The organism is Streptosporangium brasiliense, from assembly GCF_030811595.1.
GTDB lineage: Bacteria > Actinomycetota > Actinomycetes > Streptosporangiales > Streptosporangiaceae > Streptosporangium > Streptosporangium brasiliense.
The window spans coordinates 4,743,034-4,759,674 of record NZ_JAUSRB010000002.1 but is presented as its reverse complement, the minus strand read 5'-3'; the positions used below and the strand labels follow the sequence as shown (position 1 = coordinate 4,759,674).

Below are 16,641 nucleotides of genomic sequence, written 5' to 3'. Positions count from 1 at the left end.
AAGTGCCCCAAATAAGCTGACTCGATCATGAGCGGGTACGGAATATGGAAACATTTCGCCGCCACCGTGACGGCAGCGATGAAGCGGGGCGAATCCCGGGCTAGCTTCTCCGACGTACCTGGCCCAGTGTCGAGGAGCCCACATGAAGGCAGACGGCCGGATCCGCGTCATGGAGATCATCGCCCGGATGAACGTGGGCGGCCCCGCCACCCAGGTGATGGGGCTGTCCGAGCGGCTGAACCCCGAGGAGTTCGATCACCGCCTCTACACGGGCCACGTCGGCGCCGCCGAAGGCGACCACCTCGACCTGAAGGGGTCGGCGGTGCGCGTTCACCTGATCCCGGGTCTCGGCCGGTCGATCCGGCCCTCCAGCGACTACCTCGCCCTCATCCGGCTGATGAGCGCGATGCGCGAGTTCCGGCCGCACATCGTCCACACCCGGACGGCGAAGGCCGGCGCGCTCGGGCGCGTGGCCGCCTGCCTGTCCGACGTCGGCTCGGCCCGCGTCCACGTCTTCCACGGGCATCTCCTCAACGGATACTTCTCGCGTCCCAAGCGCGCGCTCTACGTCCAGTCGGAGCGGGTCCTGGCCTCCATGGCCGACCGGCTGGTGACGGTCGGCTCCCGGGTCCGCGACGAGCTTCTCGGAGCCGGCATCGGCCGGCCGGAGCAGTACGTCGTGATCGCCCCCGGTGTGCGGCTCGGCCCGGTCCCCGACCGCGGGGCCGCCCGGGCCGCGCTGGGCATCCCCCCGGACGCGCCCGTCGTGGCATACGTGGGCCGGCTGACCCAGGTGAAGCGGCCCGACCGGTTCGTCGACACGGCCCACGCCGTGCTGAGGCGGGTGCCCGGCTGCCACTTCGTCGTCTGCGGCGGGGGCGAGCTGCACGGGCAGGTCGAGCGGGACATCGGGCCGCTCCGGCACGCCTTCCACCTGCTCGGCTGGAGGAAGGACGTGGAGACGGTGTACGCCGCCGCCGACGTGGTCCTGCTGACCTCCGACAACGAGGGCACGCCTCTCACGCTCATCGAGGCGGGGATGGCCGGCACCCCGGCCGTCTCCACCCGGGTCGGGAGCATCGCCGAGATCGTCCGGGACGGGCAGACCGGCCTGCTGGCCGGCACCACCGCCGGCGAGCTGGCCGAGCACGTCGTGAGGTTGCTGTCCGACCCCGCGCTCGCCCGCCGGATGGGCGAGGCGGCCCGCCAGTGGACCAGGGCCTCCTTCACCGTGGAACGCCTCGTCGCGGACACCGAAGCCCTTTACCGATCGCTGGGCACGGGGCACCGCGATCGTCTCGGCACGACAAGGATCATGGGAGGGATGAACAGGTGAGAGTCCTGGTGACCGGTGGAGCGGGATTCATCGGCGCGAATCTGTGCCGGGCGCTCGCGGCCCGGCCCGAGGTCGAGAGCATCACGGTGCTGGACGACCTGAGCAGCGGAGACCTCGCCAACCTCGGCGAGGTCGGGGTGGACTTCGTGATGGGCAGCATCCTGGACCGGGAGCTGCTGGCGGAGGTCGTGGCCGGCGCCACCCACGTCGTCCATCTCGCCGCCCGGCCCTCCGTGCCCCGGTCCCTGCACGACCCGCTGGCCTCGCACTCCGTCAACGCCACGGGCACTCTCCACCTCCTGGAGGCCTGCCGCGCGAGCCGGCCGCACGTGATCCTCGCCTCGTCGTCCTCGGTGTACGGCGACTGCCGGGAGCAGCACAAGCACGAGGATCTCGCCACCCGGCCGCTCAGCCCGTACGGCGCCAGCAAGCTCGCGACCGAGGCGTACGGCCTGGCCTACGCGGAGAGCTTCGGCCTGCCGGTGCTGCCCTTCCGCTTCTTCAACGTCTACGGGCCGATGCAGGCCGCCGACCACGCCTACGCGGCCGTCATCCCGGCCTTCGTGTCCGCGGCCCTGCAGGGCCGGCCGGTGCCGATCCACGGTGACGGGAGCCAGGCGCGTGATTTCACCTACGTGGGATCGGTGGTCGACGTCCTGACCGACGCGGCCGTCCGCCGGGTGACGAGCGGGAGCCCGGTGAACCTCGCGTTCGGGACCTGCGTCTCCCTGCTGACCTTGAAAGACGCCCTCGCCTCGGTCCTCGGCCGGCCGGTCGAGGCGACCTTCCTGCCGCCCCGGACGGGCGACATCCACCAGTCACAGGCCGCTGCCCGCCTGCTGGCCGGCCTGTTCCCCGGCGTGCGCCCGGTGTCGCTGGACGACGGGCTCAGCATGACGGTCACCTGGTTCGAGAAGGCCATGAGCCAAGGCCCCGGCCGCCACGAGGGCTCAGCACGGGCGTCTGACGCCGTGCCCTCGTCATCCACAAGCACGTGTCACACATGAGATCGGAAGAGCCGATGAGCAACTCAGCAGGGAGCACCTACCTGATAACCGGGGGGAGCGGTTTCGTCGGGTCCCATCTGACCGACGCGTTGCTCGCCCGCGGTGACTCCGTCGTGATCCTGGACAACCTGTCGACCGGCCGGTCCGCCAACCTCGCCCACCTGGCCGGGCACCCCCGGCTGCGCGTCGTCCACGGCTCGGTCCTCGACGAGCTCATGGTCGACGAACTGGTCCACCGATGTGACGTGGTCGTCCACCTCGCTGCCGCCGTCGGGGTCAAGCTGATCGTCGAGCAGCCGCTGCGCTCCCTGACGACCAACATCCGCGGCTCGGAGATCGTCATCGAGGCCGCGCACCGCTACCGGCGCAAGATCCTCCTCACCAGCACGAGCGAGATCTACGGCAAGAACTCCGGCGGGCCGCTCACCGAGACCTCCGACCGCATCCTGGGCAGCCCGGCGGTGGTGCGGTGGGCCTACAGCACCGCCAAGGCCGTCGACGAGATCCTGGCCAACGCCTACCACAAGGAACGCGACCTGCCGACGATCGTCGTCAGGCTGTTCAACACGGTGGGGCCGCGCCAGAGCCCGGCCTACGGCATGGTCATCCCGCGTCTGGTCCGGCAGGCGGTCAGCGGTCTCCCGCTCACCGTCTTCGGCGACGGCACGCAGACCCGGTGCTTCGCCCACGTCGGGGACGTGGTCGAGGCGCTGGTGCGGCTGCTCGACCACGACGGCGCGGTCGGCCAGACCTTCAACGTCGGTTCGAGCGAGGAGGTGAGCATCCTGGAGCTCGCCAAACTGATCACCGAGCTCGCCGGGAGCACGTCCGGGGTCGATCTGATCCCCTACGCCGAGGCCTACGAGGAGGGGTTCGAGGACATGGCCCGCCGGGTCCCCGACACCAGGAAGCTCCGCGAACTCACCGGGTGGGTGCCCAAGCGGTCGCTCGACGACGTCCTCACCGAGACCATCGCGGAGGCCCGCGCCGATCTGGCGGCGTCCCAGCGGTGAACGGCGCCACTGTCGTCATCGTGAGCGCGACCGGCGGCCTGTTGGCCGCCGGGGCCACTCCGCTGCTGGGGCGCCTCGCGCTGCGCTGGGACTTCACCGACCGGCCGGGCGGCTACAAGGCGCACGAGCGGCCCATCCCCTACCTCGGCGGCGTCGCGGTCATGCTGGGAACGGTCATCCCGGCAGCCGCCGCGCTGGGCCTGACCGATCTCCGGACCACCGCGATCATGATCGCCGCCGTGGCGGTGGCCCTGCTCGGGCTGATCGACGATCTCTCGTCCCTGTCCCCGTTCACCCGGCTGGCGGTCGAGACGGTGGCGGCCGGCGGGGTCGTGCTGGGCGGGGTCCAGGCGCCGCTGACCGGGAGCTGGCTGGACACTCCGTTCACCCTCCTGTGGATCGTCGTGATCACCAACTCCTTCAACCTGCTCGACAACATGGACGGCGCGCTGGGCGCCATCACGACGGTCAGCGCCGCCTTCCTCGCCGGGACGGCCTTCGTGTACGCCCATCCGGCGATCGGACTGGTCCTGCTGACCCTGTCCCTGGCCAGCCTGGGCTTCCTGCTGCACAACTGGGCGCCCGCGAAGGTGTTCATGGGAGACACCGGGTCGCTGTTCATCGGATTCGTCCTCGCCTGCTCGGCGGCGCTCCTGATGACCGGGCAGGGCTCGGGCACGGTGGTCGCGGGACTGCTCCTGCCGACCTTCATCGCGACCGTCGACACCGGGGTCGTGTTCCTGTCGCGCAAGCGGGCCGGCCGCCCGCTGCTGCAGGGCGGCACCGACCACGTCTCCCACCGCATCCGCCGGCTCGGCCTCAGCACGCGGCTCACGGCCCTCACGCTCGCCGCCGTCGCGGCCGTCACCGGCGCTCTCAGCCTGATGACGGCCCTGGGCTGGGTCTCCCCGATCATCGCGACGATCGCCGCGATCGGGACGGCCCTCATCCTGATCGGTCTGCCGCAGAAAGTGCACGTCTATCCGTCAGGCCGTTCCAAGGCCCATGCGACAAACATCCGCGAAGGGCGGCGATGATCCAGTGGATCTGCTCTACTACATTAGGCTCGCGCGCAGGAACTGGCTGCTCATCGTCTTCTCCCTGCTCCTGGCGGTGGCCACGGCGTCCGTCGTGACCGCCGGCACGCCTCCCAAATACGTCGCGACGATCACTATGCTGGTCTCCGGCCACGACAGGGAGGGCAGCCTCTCCACCGCCTACCAGGCGGGGATGCTCTCCCAGCAGCGGGTGCAGTCCTACGCCGAGCTGCTGACCAGCCGCCGCATGATCAGCCAGATCGCGGCGGGCGAGGACGTCCAGCGCCTCCAGGAGAACATCACCGCGGAGTCCATCCCCTACACCGTGCTCATCCGGGCCACGGTCACCGACACCGACCCCGCGCGGGCGGCGCGGCTGGCCAATGCCCTGGGCGTCGAGTTCCCCAAGCTGATCGACCAGATCGAGCGGCCCACTCCCGCCGGCCGCGCCACCGTCAGGGTCACCATGGTGGACAAGGCAGACGTCCCCGTGGCGCCGGTCAGCCCCAGGCCGCTGGTCAACCTCGGGCTCGCCATGGTGATCGCGCTGTCGGTCGCCGTCGGCTCGCTGATCCTCCGCGACCGCCTGGACACGACCATCAAGTCGGACGAGGCGCTGCAGCAGGCGTCGAAGGCCTCGATCCTCGGGACCATCGGCTACGAGCGGGACGCGCGGCGCCTGCCGCTGATCGTCCGCAGCCGGGGCCGCTCCTCCAGGGCCGAGGCGTTCCGCTCGCTCCGCACCAACCTGCAGTTCATCGGCGTCGACCGGCACCCGAAATCGCTGGTGATCACCAGCTGCCTGCCGGGTGAGGGAAAGTCGTCGACCGCGGCCAACCTCGCGATCACGCTCGCGCAGGCCGGGTGGCGGGTGATCCTGGTGGACGGCGACCTCCGCCGCCCGCGCATCCCGCGCTACCTCGGGATCGAGGGCACCACGGGCCTCACGGACGTGCTGATCGAGCGGGCGCGGCTGCAGGACGTCATCCAGACCTGGGGAGACGCCGAGCTGGCGGTCCTGCCGAGCGGCCAGATCCCGCCGAACCCGAGCGAGCTGCTCGGCTCGCGCGGGATGCGCAACGTGCTCGCCCAGCTCACCGAGAGCTACGACATGGTGATCGTCGACGCGCCGCCGCTGCTGCCCATCACCGACGCCGCGACGCTGGCGGCGGTCTGCGACGGCACCCTGCTCATCGCGCGCTACGGCAAGACCCGGCGGGAGCACGTGGCCCGCGCCGTGGAGATGCTGTCGTCGATCAACGCCCGCGTGGTGGGGACCGTCCTGAACTTCGCTCCGGCCAGGAACAGCCAGTACTACGGCTACGGCTACGGTTACGGCTACGAGTCCGACGCCGAGGCGAAGGGCAGGGCCAAGGCCAAGGGCTCCGACGCCGAGGCCAAGGCGCCGGCTAACGCGTGAGCAGCCGGAGCGGGACGGCGAGCGACGTGGCGATCCTCCGTCCGGCGGCCCGGTAGGCCAGCCGGGAGCCGCCGTAGGGGTCGGGGATGTCGGGCTGGTCCACGTGGACCAGCCCGCGCAGTGCCCGCACCTCGGTGAGCAGCGCGCGGGCCCGCCGTACGGGATCCTCGTGGCAGGTGACCGCGGCGGCCGGCACGGCCCGGGTCAGCGCGCCGAACTCGGCGATGGTGAAGGCCCGGGCGGCCGCCGGCAGATGCTTGGCCACCGATCCGGCGCGATGCTCGGCGGTGGCCGTCAGCACGAGATCGGCGGCGGCCACCAGTTCGGAGGTCAGCGGCTGGGCGGCGAACCCGCTGGGGTCGCCGCCCAGCCGGACCAGCACGCGCTGCGCGCGCTCGGCCATCTGCCTGCCCGGCTCGGCGTGGGTGCCCGCGCTGACCACCTGGAGCGCCGGGCACGGGCCGAGGGCCGCCCGGGTCAGCCGTTCGGCCAGTGGAGAGCGGCAGATGTTGCCCGTGCAGACGTACAGGATGCGGAACCCGGCGTCCTCGGCCGGCGCGGGGAGGGCCTCCGGATCCCGGCGGCCGGAGCCGTCGGGTCCGGGCGGCGCGGGATCGACGGTCTCGGCGCTGTCCGGTGAACCCTGCATGAGGGTGACGGTAGATCGCGCCCGCCGGGCGCCCGCTCACGGCACGCCGCTGTTTACCCTTTGCTGCCTCCCGGCGGCGGGACGGTCCCGCGGCTTGCCGCCTCCCGGCGGCGGGGCGGCCCCGCGGCGGGGGTCCTTCGCGGCGGGGCCGCACCGCCGTCAGGGGGTGCAGCCCCGGGTGTCCGCGACGACCCGGGTGCGCTGGGGACGGACCAGCGGCTGCACCGGGACCAGCGGCGGCGCGCCGGAGGATGACTCCATCAGGTCGAACTCCAGCGTCCGCGACTGCCGGGGGGCGAACTCCAGCAGGGTGGAGTAGACGGGGTGGGACCGTTCGTCCTCCTCGATGACCGGGATCCGGTCGCCGTCGAGCCGGACCGCCCGCAGCTCCGCGCCGACCCCGGCGTACAGCGACACCCACAGCAGGTTGGAGCCGGGCGCGTGGGGGCGTTCGGGGGAGTCGAGCCTGCTGGTGACGTAGCCGGGCAGGCTCCCCCGCGGCACGTCGTTGGTGAGCCGGACCCGCACCGTCGCCGAGCGCAGGCCACCCCAGCACTGGTCCAGCTCGTAGTCGAGGGAGCGTTCCAGGTAGTAGTCGAGTTTGCCGCCGGCCGAGTTGTTGACCACCAGCCCCGCGAACGGCCCCGGCCGCCGCGGCAGCACTCCGCCGACGGCGGTCGCCGCCAGGCGCGACTGCTCGGCCGGCCGCCGGCTCCAGACCTGGATCCTGCGCTCGCCGACCATGCGGAGCAGGACGGGCAGCAGTTTCGAGGGCTCGGCGAAGGACTCCGGCAGCGCCTCGCTGACCGCGCCGGCGACCCTGATGAGGAAGCGCTTGCGCGCCACGGGGTCGGTGTAGCGGGCATAGGCGGTGCGTTCGGTGAGGTCGACGACGTTCTCGGCGGTCACCGTCTCCCCGCCGGGAAGGGTGATCGGGCCGATCACCTGCAGCAGGTAGGACAGGCCGACCGGGTCGGTGGCCAGAGCGCCGTCCAGCCGCCGGCCGGTGTTGTGCTCCCACAGCCCGGTCCAGGTGGCCGCGGCGTACGGGAAGTGCGGGGAGAGGTTGGAGTTGGACAGCAGCGTGACCGCGCTCGGCCCGTAGCGGGCCAGGAAGTCCGGGCCGTGGTCGGCGACGGGGGCGGGGCTCGGCGCGAGGCCGCTGTTGGCCGACAGCCGCTTGATGCCGATCTTCCCGTGGTCGGCCCGCAGGATGCCGAACGCGCCGACCAGGCCCCCGGTCCCCCGCGATTCGGCGTTGGTCTGGAAGGCCAGGAAGTAGTGGCGCGGGCCGTCGCGGCCCAGCATCGGAGGGAGCAGGGCACCGGCGGTCGCGGCGCCGGCGAGCCAGCCCCGCAGCCGGTCGACCTCGTGCAGCGCGGTGTCGCGCGCCTGGTCCAGCAGGTCGACGCCGGTCTCGGCCGGGGTGGCCGCCAGACGGGAGCCCGCCCGGGCGAGCCGGCCGGCCGCCTCGTCCAGTACCGGCGCGGCCGCGCCGAGCTCGGTCAGCAGCTCCGGCGTGCTGTCCGGGGAGTGCGCCTTGACCGTGACGAACGCCGCGGCGGCCCGCTGGACGGCGGTCAGCACATCGGTCAGCTCCGCGGCGGTCTCGGCCAGCCCGCGCACGGTCGTCGCGCCGGCCCCCACCAGCGGGGCGTGGGTCATCATCGTCCAGTAGGCGCCGGCGGTGAGCCGCCGCGCCTCGGCCGCGTGCCGCTGGGCGTCGGCGAGCGCCCGGCCCATCAGGGCGGGGTCGCGGGTGCTCGTCACCGCGCGCAGCTGGAGCAGCGCGCTCCTGGCGGCCTCCAGATGGTCTCGCACGCTCAGGCCGAGATGGGCCGACCAGCCCCCCGCCAGTGCTACCACGGCGACGGGGGCCAGCAGGCCGGTTATGACGACTCGGCGCCGTCCTCTAGAGGGCACTGGTGGATCGGCGGCGCCGTGCGGCGATCGCGGTGGTGGCGGTCCCCGCGGCCAGCAGGCCACCGCCCAGCGTGGCGACCGCCGCCACGGGGGCTCCTGTGAACGGCAGCTCCGGGCCCGTCTTCTCCACGGTCCCCCGGCAGCCGCCACCACCACAGCAGCTGCTGCTGTCGCAGCAGCCGCCGTCGTCGTCGCAGTCGAAGTTCGGATCCCACGGATCCGACGGATCCGACGGGTCTGCACCGTTGTTGTTGTTATTGTTGTTGACGGGTCCCGGCGGATAAGGCCCCGAGACAACGGCGAGCGCCGTCGGCATTTCGGTCTCGGCGGTTGCCATCGTGGCGGTTGCGAGCGCGAATCCACCCCCGATCGCCGCCGCTAGAAGAATAGACATCATCCGTTCTCTGGCCATTCCAGACTCCCCCGTGGCGATGATTCAGGCCGTGGAGAACACCGCTCGGAATACGAGCGACATGTCCACGGAACCCGTTATATCCACCTCGGCATGAGGCGCCCTGTTCAGCTCACCGCCCTTACCGAACGATCGCTGACTGTTCTCCGTCCATTGACGCTCGGTACCGCCGACCGGTGGCCATCCGGCCATATTGTCAGCTGATAATCCGAATTGCCGTAAATTTCCAGGCATGCGCCCCGGCCGGACTCAGCGCTCTCCGGCCTCAAGCCGGTAGACGGGGCCGGACAGGCTGAGCGCGTACAGCTCGCCGTCGTGGTCCTGGCCGAAGGACGACAGCTGCTCGACCCTGCCCACCTCCTGGGCCCGGCGGGGCCGGTCGGCGCGGGCCGCCTTGACCCAGCCCGCGCAGAAGTCGCCGTAGAGGAACCGGCCCCGCAGGCCCGGGATCCTCCTGCCCCGGTAGACGTAGCCGGCGATGACCGAGCAGGTGCCCTCGCGCCCCGTGGCGTACTCGATCACGGGGTCGACCAGCCTGCCCGGCCGGGGCCCGTCCTTGAAGGGGTGGCTGCCCTCCCTGAGGTTCCAGCCGTAGTTCAGGCCGCCCTTCTCCTCGGGCTGGAAGTCGACCTCCTCCCAGGCGTTCTGCCCGACGTCGCCGATCCACATGTCGCCGGTCTTCCGGTCGAAGGAGAACCGCCACGGGTTGCGCAGGCCGTAGGCCCATATCTCGGGTTTCGCGCCCGCCCGGCCGACGAACGGATTGTCCCGGGGGACCTTGTACGGGGTGCCGCGCGGGTCGATCCTGAGGATCTTCCCCAGCCAGGTGCCCAGGTTCTGCCCGTTGCCCTGCGGGTCTCCCCCGCTGCCGCCGTCGCCGAGCGCGATGTAGAGAAGCTCGTCGGGTCCGAAGGCGAGCTGGCCGCCGTTGTGGTTGGGGTACGGCTGCCGCTGGACGAGCACGTCCCGGCGGCCGGTGGCCTTCCCGCCGGTGAAGGCCCACTCCGTGATGTGGGTGTGCCCCTCGCGGTCGGTCCAGTTCAGGTAGAGGAAGTCACCGCGGGGATGGAATGCCACCCCGAGCAGCCCCTGCTCGTTGCCCCGGCTGACCTCCGACGAGAGGTCCACGACGGGATCCGGCACGACCTTGCCGTCGACTATCGCGCGCAGCCGTCCCGTCTGCTCGGCGACGTAGAGCGTCCGGTCGCCCTTGCGCAGGGCCATCGCCACCGGCATCTGCAGCTGGGCGATCTCGGTGAACCGGACACGCGGGACGGCTTCGGCGCTCTCCGGGGCGGTCCCGGTCGGCGGGGCCACGGGAGTGGAGACGGACGGCGCGGCGGAGGCGACGGGGTCGCCCGTGGAGCAGGCCATCAGGACCGCGCCGAGCACGGCCAGCCCAACCCCGCCACGGTAGGAGATCGGCACGGTTCTCACCCTTCATCGATTCATCGATCGGCGACGTACCTCATGATGTCCTGTGACACGGCTCCACCCCGGTTGTCGCCCTCGCCGGGCGCGTCGCCCTCGCGGGGCGCGAGCGTCGCGGGGCGGGAGGGCCGGGGGAACCACCGGGCCGGGCCGCGCGGTCTCTAGACTGCACGCATGCCCACCGCAATGATCACAGGCGCGACCGCCGGCATCGGCGCCGCGTTCGCCCGCCGCCTGGCCGCCGACGGTTTCTCCCTCGTCCTGGTCGCCCGCGACGCCGGCCGCCTGGCCGCCTCCGCCGAGGGACTGCGCCTGCGCTACGGGGTGAAAGCCGAAGTGCTCCCGGCCGACCTGGCCACCGAGGAGGGTCTGACGGCGGTCGAGGGACGGCTGCGCGAGGGGGTCGACCTGCTGGTCAACAACGCCGGCTTCGGCCATCCCGGCAACTTCTTCGACGTCCCGGTCGCCGACGAGCTGCGGATGCTGAAGGTGCACTGCGAGGCGGTGCTGCGGCTGACGCTGGCCGCGCTGCCGGGGATGCGGGAGCGCGACCGGGGGGCGGTGATCAACGTGGCGTCGGTGGCGGCGTTCTTCGCCCGCGGCACCTACAGCGCCTCCAAGGCGTGGGTCGTCAACTTCAGCGAGTCCACCGCCGCCGAGCTGACCGGCAGCCGCGTGCGGGTGATGGCCCTGTGCCCGGGGTTCGTCCGGACCGAGTTCCACGACCGCGCCGCGATGGACGTCTCCGGGATCCCCGGCTTCCTGTGGCTGTCGGCGGACAAGGTGGTGCGGGAGGCCATGCGCGACGTGGCCCTCGGCAGGCGGGTGAGCGTCCCGGACCTCCGCTACAAGGTCATCGTCGGGGTCGGCCGGCTGGTCCCCAAGAACCTCGCGGGTGAGATCTCCCGCCGCCTCGGCCGCCGGTAGGGCGGGCACCCCGCCGGAGGACGGCCGGAGACGACGGCGCCGTGCCCGGGAGATCCCGGGCACGGCGCGTCCGTGTCAGCTCACCGGCCCAGCGCCCGAGCTCAGAGCGGCGGCGTGAGGTTCTCGAAGTCGGTGCAGTTCCCCGGCCACGCCGGGTTGTTGCCGGTCCCCGGAGTGGGGTTCAGCGTGCACTGCGTCTGCCTGACCGCGCCATCGGCTCCCAGCACGGTGACGTGCAGGGTGTTGCCCATGACCGCCAGGGAGATGTCGATCGCCCCGGCGGGGAAGCCGGTCAGCGTCGAGATGTTGTTCCAGGGAGGCGTCGTCCGCGGGTCGCGGATCAGCGCCGTCCCGTTCACCAGCCGGCCGACGAACTTGTTGTTGCCCTGGAACGCCGTGTCGATGCCGGCATTACGTCCCGCCGCCCCCGGCGGGCCCTGCGGGCCCCGGGGCCCCTGGACTCCCTGGACTCCCTGCACGCCACGCCGGCCCCGCCGGCCGTCATGACAGTCGCAGTGGTGGTGGTGGTGATCGTGGCAGCAGTGGGGAGCGCAGGCGCCCCACCAGTAGGGCCCGCAGTGCCCGCCGCCTCCTCCGCAGAGGAGGAAGCCCCGGAACCCGACTCCGGCGAGGTGCCCGTAGGTCTGGACGGCCGCCGGTTTCGCCGTGATGGCGGTGGCCGGCGCCTGGTACGACAGAGCAAGACCCGCTCCGACCAGTGTCGTGACGGCGGCGGTGTTCAGGACGCGCTTTCCCGCGCGGAGGCTGGAAGCGAATTTTCTGATGTGCGAATTCATCTGATTCCCGTGTCGTTCGCGAGTCCGGGGGACCGGATTCTCCCTGCACCTCGCTATGGCGGAGGCATCGATCAGATACCCCGTCACTCGGAACGGCTACACGCTAACGAATTCAGTAAACAGTAACAACCGTCACTGTAAATCAGAAACCGTCGAATTTAATGGCAAATTGCCCGTTTATGGTGGATCTTCATATTAGATGCCACTAATAACAAAAAGCCCGGTCATTACTTATTGCGGCATACCGGAGTGTCGAGCCACACCGAAGGCGCCCACACACGGAAGGGCCCGTGCCACGGGAGGGGGTCGTGGCGCGGGCCCGTCCGGCTTACGGGGTTGGTCAGACGCGGGCGTTGGCCGGGTGGCCGATCGCCAGACCCGAGACCGGGTCGAAGAAGTGCAGGTTGTGGGTGTCGACGACCAGCTCGATGTTCTGGCCGGGACGGACGTGGCTGCGGGAGTTGACGCGGGCGGTCCACAGCGACTTGTCGCCGACCAGCGGGAGCGCCGCCTCCTCGTCGTCCCCGGCGTCGGCGGCGGCGACGGTGTCCTGGTGCTGGACGGGCGGGGCGTCGATCAGGAAGAGGACGTTGATCTCGGAGCCCAGCTCCTCGGTGACCTCCGCGCGGACCTGCAGGCGGGTCCAGCCGCCGGCGGAGCCGTTGGCGGCGACGGCGTCGTCGAAGTCGGAGGGGCGGATGCCCAGGATGAGCTTCTTGCCGAAGTGCTGGTCGAGGCCGGGCTTCTCGGTGAAGGTCTCGGCCGGCACCGGCAGCTTGAAGCCGGCGAAGGACACGTAGGCGCCGCCGTCGCCGCGCACCAGCTCGGCGTTGACGAAGTTCATCGACGGGGAGCCCATGAAGCCCGCGACGAAGAGGTTGACCGGGTTGTCGAAGAGGTTCTGCGGGGTGTCGACCTGCTGGAGCAGACCGTCACGCAGGACGCAGACGCGGTCGCCGAGGGTCATGGCCTCGACCTGGTCGTGGGTGACGTAGACCGTGGTCACGCCGAGGCGCTCGTGCAGGGTGTTGAGGGAGGCGCGCATGGAGACGCGGAGCTTGGCGTCCAGGTTGGACAGCGGCTCGTCCATGAGGAAGGCCTGCGGTTCACGGACGATGGCGCGGCCCATCGCGACACGCTGGCGCTGACCACCGGAGAGGGCGGCCGGCTTGCGCTTGAGGTACTGCTCGAGACCGAGCATCTTGGCGGCCTCGTTGACCCGCTTGGAGATCTCGGCCTTGGGCATCTTGCGGAGCTTCAGACCGAAGGCGAGGTTCTCCTCGACGGTCATGTGCGGGTAGAGCGCGTAGTTCTGGAAGACCATGGCGATGTCGCGGTCCTTCGGAGGCAGGTGGTTGACCACCCGGTCGCCGATGGCGATCTCGCCGCCGCTGATGTCCTCAAGGCCGGCGATCATACGCAGGGCGGTGGACTTGCCACAGCCGGACGGACCGACCAGCACCATGAACTCGCCGTCCTTGATCTCAAGGTTGAGGCCGTTCACGGCTTTTACGCCGCCCGCGTAGATCTTGTCGACGTTGCTGAGAACGATGGATGCCATGGACAGTCCTTAGCGCCTCGGGCCAACCCCGCGTTCACCCGATGTGGATACGTTTTCATGCATCTCACCGGAAACGGACATCCGTGTCAAGGGTCGATCTGGTTCTTCCTTGTCAGCCTGTAAGGGCCTGTCGCTCCGCACTGGATCGGATACGGAAAACATGATGGAATCGTTTCCATGAGCATGCGCCGTACGACCATCAAGGATGTCGCCGAGGCGGCGGGGGTCGGAGTCGCCACGGTGTCGCGGGTCCTGTCCGGCGGATCGGCGAGTCCGGAGACCAGGGAGCGGGTGCTGACCGTCGCCGCCCAGCTCGACTACCGGCCCAGCGCGCTCGGCCGCAACCTGCGCCAGCAGCGCTCGGGCGGGATCGGGCTGCTGCTGCCCGACATCACCGACACCTTCTACGGCCGGCTGGCCGACGGCGTGCTCGCCTGCGCGCGCTCGGCGGGCGAGCCGGTGATCCTGGGGACCACCGGCGACGACGCCGAGCGCGAGGCCGAGCTGATCGGCATGCTGCTGGAGCAGGGGGTGGACCGGGCGATCGCGGTCCCCGCCGGCGACGGGGAGAGCTGGGCGCCGACCCTGCGGGCCGGGCTCACCACGGTCTTCGCCCACCGGGTCGCGGCCGGGCGCGACGACGTGCCGGCGGTCCTGGCCGACGACCGCGCGGGCGTGCGGACCGCGGTGGACTACCTGACGGGGCTGGGCCACCGCCGCATCGCCTATCTCGGCGGCCCCGGGCAGCAGCAGCGCCGGTCCGTCTTCCGCCAGGCCCTGGGCGCTCTCGTGGACGAGGATCTCATCGTCTCCGCGCGGGGCAGCCGCGACTCCGCCTACGCGGCCGCCGCCGGGCTCTTCCAGCGCCGGCCCGACCTGACGGCCGTGCTGGCCGGGGGCAACCTGCTGGGCGAGGCGGCCGTGCTCGCCGCCCGGGAGCTGGACCTGCGGGTGCCCAGAGACCTGTCACTGATCATGTTCGATGACGTGCCCTGGGCCGAGCTGTGCTCCCCGCCGCTGACCGTGATCGCCCAGCCGGCGCAGGACATCGGCTACCGCGCGGCCGAGCTGGTGCTGCGCGCGGGCGGACGGCGCCCGCGCAGCGTGCTGCTGCCCACCGAGCTGATCGTCAGGGGCAGCTGCGCCCCTAGAGGGACTTCTCGATCGCCTCGATGACGGCGGGGTCGCCGGGCTCGACCGCCGGGCGGAACCGGGCCAGCACCTCCCCCTCGCGCGAGACCAGGAACTTCTCGAAGTTCCACTGGACGTCGCCGGCCTGGCCGTCGGCGTCGGCGGCCTGGGTGAGCGCGGCGTAGAGGGGGTGCCGGCCGTCACCGTTGACGTCCGTCTTGGCCAGCAGCGGGAAGTCCACACCGTAGGTGGTGGAACAGAACTCCTGGATCTCCTCGGCGCTGCCCGGCTCCTGGCCCATGAACTGGTTGCACGGCACGCCCACGACGGTGAGACCCCGGTCCGCGTAGTCGCGCTGGAGCTGGACCAGACCCGCGTACTGCGGGGTGAGGCCGCACCTGGAGGCGACGTTCACGATGAGGACGGCCCTGTCGCCGGCCAGCTCGGCCAGCGTGGTGGGGGTGCCGGCGAGGGTGCTCACGGAGATATCACGGATGCTCATGGGCTGCAGCCTAATCGTCTTGTCACGTTTGAGAGTTATGGCGTCCAAAAAGTGAAATGTGACAGACGCCATAGATGAGACGCCGAGCCCCTCACCAGGCGCTTGATCCTTTCTTTACCGATCATTGACACGGGCATTGACAAGCGTTGTCGACTGGCCCGCCAGGGAATCGCTGGGGCATCGTGGCGCCGTCCCCCGACCCCTGCGAAAGGCAATCCCCTATGCCGACGCTACGCCGTACCGGCGTGCTGCTGATCACTACGGCGCTCGCCGTCAGCACCACCGCCACGGTCGCCCAGGCATCCTCCGCCTCCTCCTCGGCCGCCGCCGCACGACAGGGCAACAGAGCCATCGCCGCGCCCATGGTCTCCGCGCGGGGCTGGGCGAAGGGCCAGTTCGGCTGCCTCAGCCGGCTCTGGACCCGGGAGAGCAACTGGGACCACCGGGCACGCAACCGCTCCTCCGGCGCCTACGGCATCCCCCAGGCGCTGCCCGGCGGGAAGATGGCCAGCGCCGGCAGCGACTGGCGCACCAACCCCAAGACACAGATCAAATGGGGGCTGACCTACATCAAGAAGCGCTACGGCTCACCGTGCGGAGCGTGGGCGCATTTCCAGTCACGCGGCTGGTACTAGATCCAAACCCCATGTCGGGGTGATTTTCACTTCCTCCCCCCCTCTAGGCGTCCCGCCCGTGGTAACCCGGTACCCGTCGAACCACCCGTAGACCACGAAGATCGGGCAAACACCTTTCCGCGGCATGTCGCAACCACCGTTCGACGCTCGCCCCGCGTACTAGAAAGCGCCTAGAGAAACCGTCGCGGTGTCTCATGCCGGAAACGGGCCGGCGAGACCACGCGGGCATTTCCACGTCCGAGCCACGGGCGCCGGACTGCCGGGCGCGCGAGCCGGGGCCATGGCCCCCTCGCGCGCCTCCCGCACGCGGCCAGCGGACAAGGATCAACATGAACGGACACCGCGTTCTGCGGAATACAGTCGTGAGCGTGCTCGCCACCTCGGCCATCATCGGATCCGCGGCGGTCGGGCGGGCCGAGGAGATCACCGGAATCGCGGAACCGGCCTGGAACACGCCGGTCAGAACGGTTCACCAGGGCGTCTGGTTCACCCAGGCCCGGCCCAAGGTCGTATTGACCACCAGGACCAGCAGGAGCAGGAACAAGGCGATCGCCTTCCGCCTCGTCTCCCGCCGCATGTGGTCCCACAGCCAGTTCCGCTGTCTGGACAGTCTCTGGACCAGGGAGAGCAACTGGAACCATCAGGCGCACAACCCGTACTCGGGAGCCTATGGCATCCCCCAGGCACTGCCGGGCTCGAAGATGCGCGGCAGCGGCGGGGACTGGCGCTCGAACCCGGCCACACAGATCAGCTGGGGGCTGCGCTACATCAAGAGCCGCTACGGGTCTCCGTGCGGCGCATGGGGTCACTTCCAGTCCAGCAACTGGTATTGACCGCGGGAGTGTCCAGGGGAAGGGAAC

16 protein-coding genes are annotated in these 16,641 nt (G+C 70.8%); 9 read left to right on the top strand and 7 right to left on the bottom strand.

From position 1 onward, the window contains the following. The first annotated feature begins 142 nt into the window (after positions 1-142). Genes J2S55_RS30335 through J2S55_RS30315 form a run of 5 tightly spaced genes read left to right on the top strand, consistent with a single transcriptional unit; the run spans position 143 to position 5,813 of the window. A complete protein-coding gene (locus tag J2S55_RS30335) occupies positions 143-1,336 on the top strand; it encodes a glycosyltransferase (protein WP_306867974.1) in 1,194 nt (397 codons plus the stop codon). Beyond that, a complete protein-coding gene (locus J2S55_RS30330; protein WP_306867972.1) occupies positions 1,333-2,343 on the top strand; it encodes an NAD-dependent epimerase/dehydratase family protein in 1,011 nt (336 codons plus the stop codon). The genes J2S55_RS30335 and J2S55_RS30330 overlap by 4 nt, the downstream gene beginning before the upstream one ends. Before the next feature lie 14 nt (positions 2,344-2,357). After that, a complete protein-coding gene (locus tag J2S55_RS30325; RefSeq protein WP_306867971.1) occupies positions 2,358-3,356 on the top strand; it encodes an NAD-dependent epimerase/dehydratase family protein in 999 nt (332 codons plus the stop codon). Continuing rightward, entirely contained in the window at positions 3,353-4,393 is a 1,041-nt protein-coding gene (locus J2S55_RS30320; RefSeq protein ID WP_306867969.1) for an MraY family glycosyltransferase, read from the top strand. The genes J2S55_RS30325 and J2S55_RS30320 overlap by 4 nt, the downstream gene beginning before the upstream one ends. 4 nt (positions 4,394-4,397) lie before the next feature. Then, positions 4,398-5,813, top strand: a complete 1,416-nt coding sequence (locus tag J2S55_RS30315; RefSeq protein WP_306867967.1) for a tyrosine-protein kinase domain-containing protein — start codon at positions 4,398-4,400, stop codon at positions 5,811-5,813. Here the strand turns inward: J2S55_RS30315 and J2S55_RS30310 are convergent. From J2S55_RS30310 to J2S55_RS30295, 4 genes are all read right to left on the bottom strand, one after another. Beyond that, positions 5,803-6,462 (bottom strand): arsenate reductase/protein-tyrosine-phosphatase family protein, encoded by a 660-nt coding sequence (locus J2S55_RS30310; protein WP_306867966.1) that lies wholly within the window; start codon positions 6,460-6,462, stop codon positions 5,803-5,805. The two genes, J2S55_RS30315 and J2S55_RS30310, sit on opposite strands and share 11 nt — an antisense overlap. 159 nt (positions 6,463-6,621) lie before the next feature. Beyond that, a complete protein-coding gene (locus J2S55_RS30305; RefSeq protein WP_306867965.1) occupies positions 6,622-8,385 on the bottom strand; it encodes a DUF4012 domain-containing protein in 1,764 nt (587 codons plus the stop codon). Continuing rightward, positions 8,375-8,797 carry a hypothetical protein gene (locus tag J2S55_RS30300; RefSeq protein ID WP_306867964.1) on the bottom strand — a complete coding sequence of 141 codons (423 nt, stop codon included), beginning with the start codon at positions 8,795-8,797 and terminating at the stop codon, positions 8,375-8,377. The genes J2S55_RS30305 and J2S55_RS30300 overlap by 11 nt, the downstream gene beginning before the upstream one ends. A 249-nt stretch (positions 8,798-9,046) precedes the next feature. Beyond that, complete coding sequence (locus J2S55_RS30295; RefSeq protein WP_306867963.1) at positions 9,047-10,225, bottom strand: PQQ-dependent sugar dehydrogenase; 1,179 nt, start codon at positions 10,223-10,225, stop codon at positions 9,047-9,049. Positions 10,226-10,402: 177 nt separating this feature from the next. Between J2S55_RS30295 and J2S55_RS30290 the strand changes: the two genes are divergently transcribed. Then, positions 10,403-11,155 carry an SDR family NAD(P)-dependent oxidoreductase gene (locus tag J2S55_RS30290; RefSeq protein ID WP_306867962.1) on the top strand — a complete coding sequence of 251 codons (753 nt, stop codon included), beginning with the start codon at positions 10,403-10,405 and terminating at the stop codon, positions 11,153-11,155. A 101-nt stretch (positions 11,156-11,256) separates the two neighbouring features. Here the strand turns inward: J2S55_RS30290 and J2S55_RS30285 are convergent, their stop codons facing one another. Further along, positions 11,257-11,952 carry a hypothetical protein gene (locus tag J2S55_RS30285; protein ID WP_306867961.1) on the bottom strand — a complete coding sequence of 232 codons (696 nt, stop codon included), beginning with the start codon at positions 11,950-11,952 and terminating at the stop codon, positions 11,257-11,259. Between the two features lie 340 nt (positions 11,953-12,292). Next, positions 12,293-13,513, bottom strand: a complete 1,221-nt coding sequence (locus J2S55_RS30280) for an ABC transporter ATP-binding protein (protein ID WP_306867959.1) — start codon at positions 13,511-13,513, stop codon at positions 12,293-12,295. Positions 13,514-13,690: 177 nt separating this feature from the next. Between J2S55_RS30280 and J2S55_RS30275 the strand changes: the two genes are divergently transcribed. Next, positions 13,691-14,689: a LacI family DNA-binding transcriptional regulator gene (locus tag J2S55_RS30275; protein ID WP_306867957.1), complete on the top strand. Its 999-nt coding sequence runs from the start codon at positions 13,691-13,693 to the stop codon at positions 14,687-14,689. Here J2S55_RS30275 and J2S55_RS30270 read toward each other — a convergent pair. Further along, positions 14,661-15,146 (bottom strand): glutathione peroxidase, encoded by a 486-nt coding sequence (locus J2S55_RS30270; protein ID WP_306867956.1) that lies wholly within the window; start codon positions 15,144-15,146, stop codon positions 14,661-14,663. The two genes, J2S55_RS30275 and J2S55_RS30270, sit on opposite strands and share 29 nt — an antisense overlap. A gap of 221 nt (positions 15,147-15,367) precedes the next feature. Between J2S55_RS30270 and J2S55_RS30265 the strand changes: the two genes are divergently transcribed. After that, positions 15,368-15,781 carry an aggregation-promoting factor C-terminal-like domain-containing protein gene (locus tag J2S55_RS30265; RefSeq protein ID WP_306867955.1) on the top strand — a complete coding sequence of 138 codons (414 nt, stop codon included), beginning with the start codon at positions 15,368-15,370 and terminating at the stop codon, positions 15,779-15,781. A gap of 368 nt (positions 15,782-16,149) precedes the next feature. Then, positions 16,150-16,614, top strand: coding sequence for an aggregation-promoting factor C-terminal-like domain-containing protein (locus J2S55_RS30260; protein ID WP_306867954.1), 465 nt, complete (start codon positions 16,150-16,152; stop codon positions 16,612-16,614). The last annotated feature ends 27 nt before the right edge of the window (positions 16,615-16,641 follow it).

What these genes read in the sequence shown, in the direction of transcription:
- J2S55_RS30280 (WP_306867959.1), bottom strand. Translation starts at nt 13,513, where the DNA reads ATGGCATCCATCGTTCTCAGCAACGTCGACAAGATCTACGCGGGCGGC.
- J2S55_RS30275 (WP_306867957.1), top strand. Translation starts at nt 13,691, where the DNA reads ATGAGCATGCGCCGTACGACCATCAAGGATGTCGCCGAGGCGGCGGGG.
- J2S55_RS30290 (WP_306867962.1), top strand. Translation starts at nt 10,403, where the DNA reads ATGCCCACCGCAATGATCACAGGCGCGACCGCCGGCATCGGCGCCGCG.
- J2S55_RS30265 (WP_306867955.1), top strand. Translation starts at nt 15,368, where the DNA reads ATGCCGACGCTACGCCGTACCGGCGTGCTGCTGATCACTACGGCGCTC.
- J2S55_RS30270 (WP_306867956.1), bottom strand. Translation starts at nt 15,146, where the DNA reads ATGAGCATCCGTGATATCTCCGTGAGCACCCTCGCCGGCACCCCCACC.
- J2S55_RS30285 (WP_306867961.1), bottom strand. Translation starts at nt 11,952, where the DNA reads ATGAATTCGCACATCAGAAAATTCGCTTCCAGCCTCCGCGCGGGAAAG.
- J2S55_RS30300 (WP_306867964.1), bottom strand. Translation starts at nt 8,797, where the DNA reads ATGGCCAGAGAACGGATGATGTCTATTCTTCTAGCGGCGGCGATCGGG.
- J2S55_RS30310 (WP_306867966.1), bottom strand. Translation starts at nt 6,462, where the DNA reads ATGCAGGGTTCACCGGACAGCGCCGAGACCGTCGATCCCGCGCCGCCC.
- J2S55_RS30335 (WP_306867974.1), top strand. Translation starts at nt 143, where the DNA reads ATGAAGGCAGACGGCCGGATCCGCGTCATGGAGATCATCGCCCGGATG.
- J2S55_RS30325 (WP_306867971.1), top strand. Translation starts at nt 2,358, where the DNA reads ATGAGCAACTCAGCAGGGAGCACCTACCTGATAACCGGGGGGAGCGGT.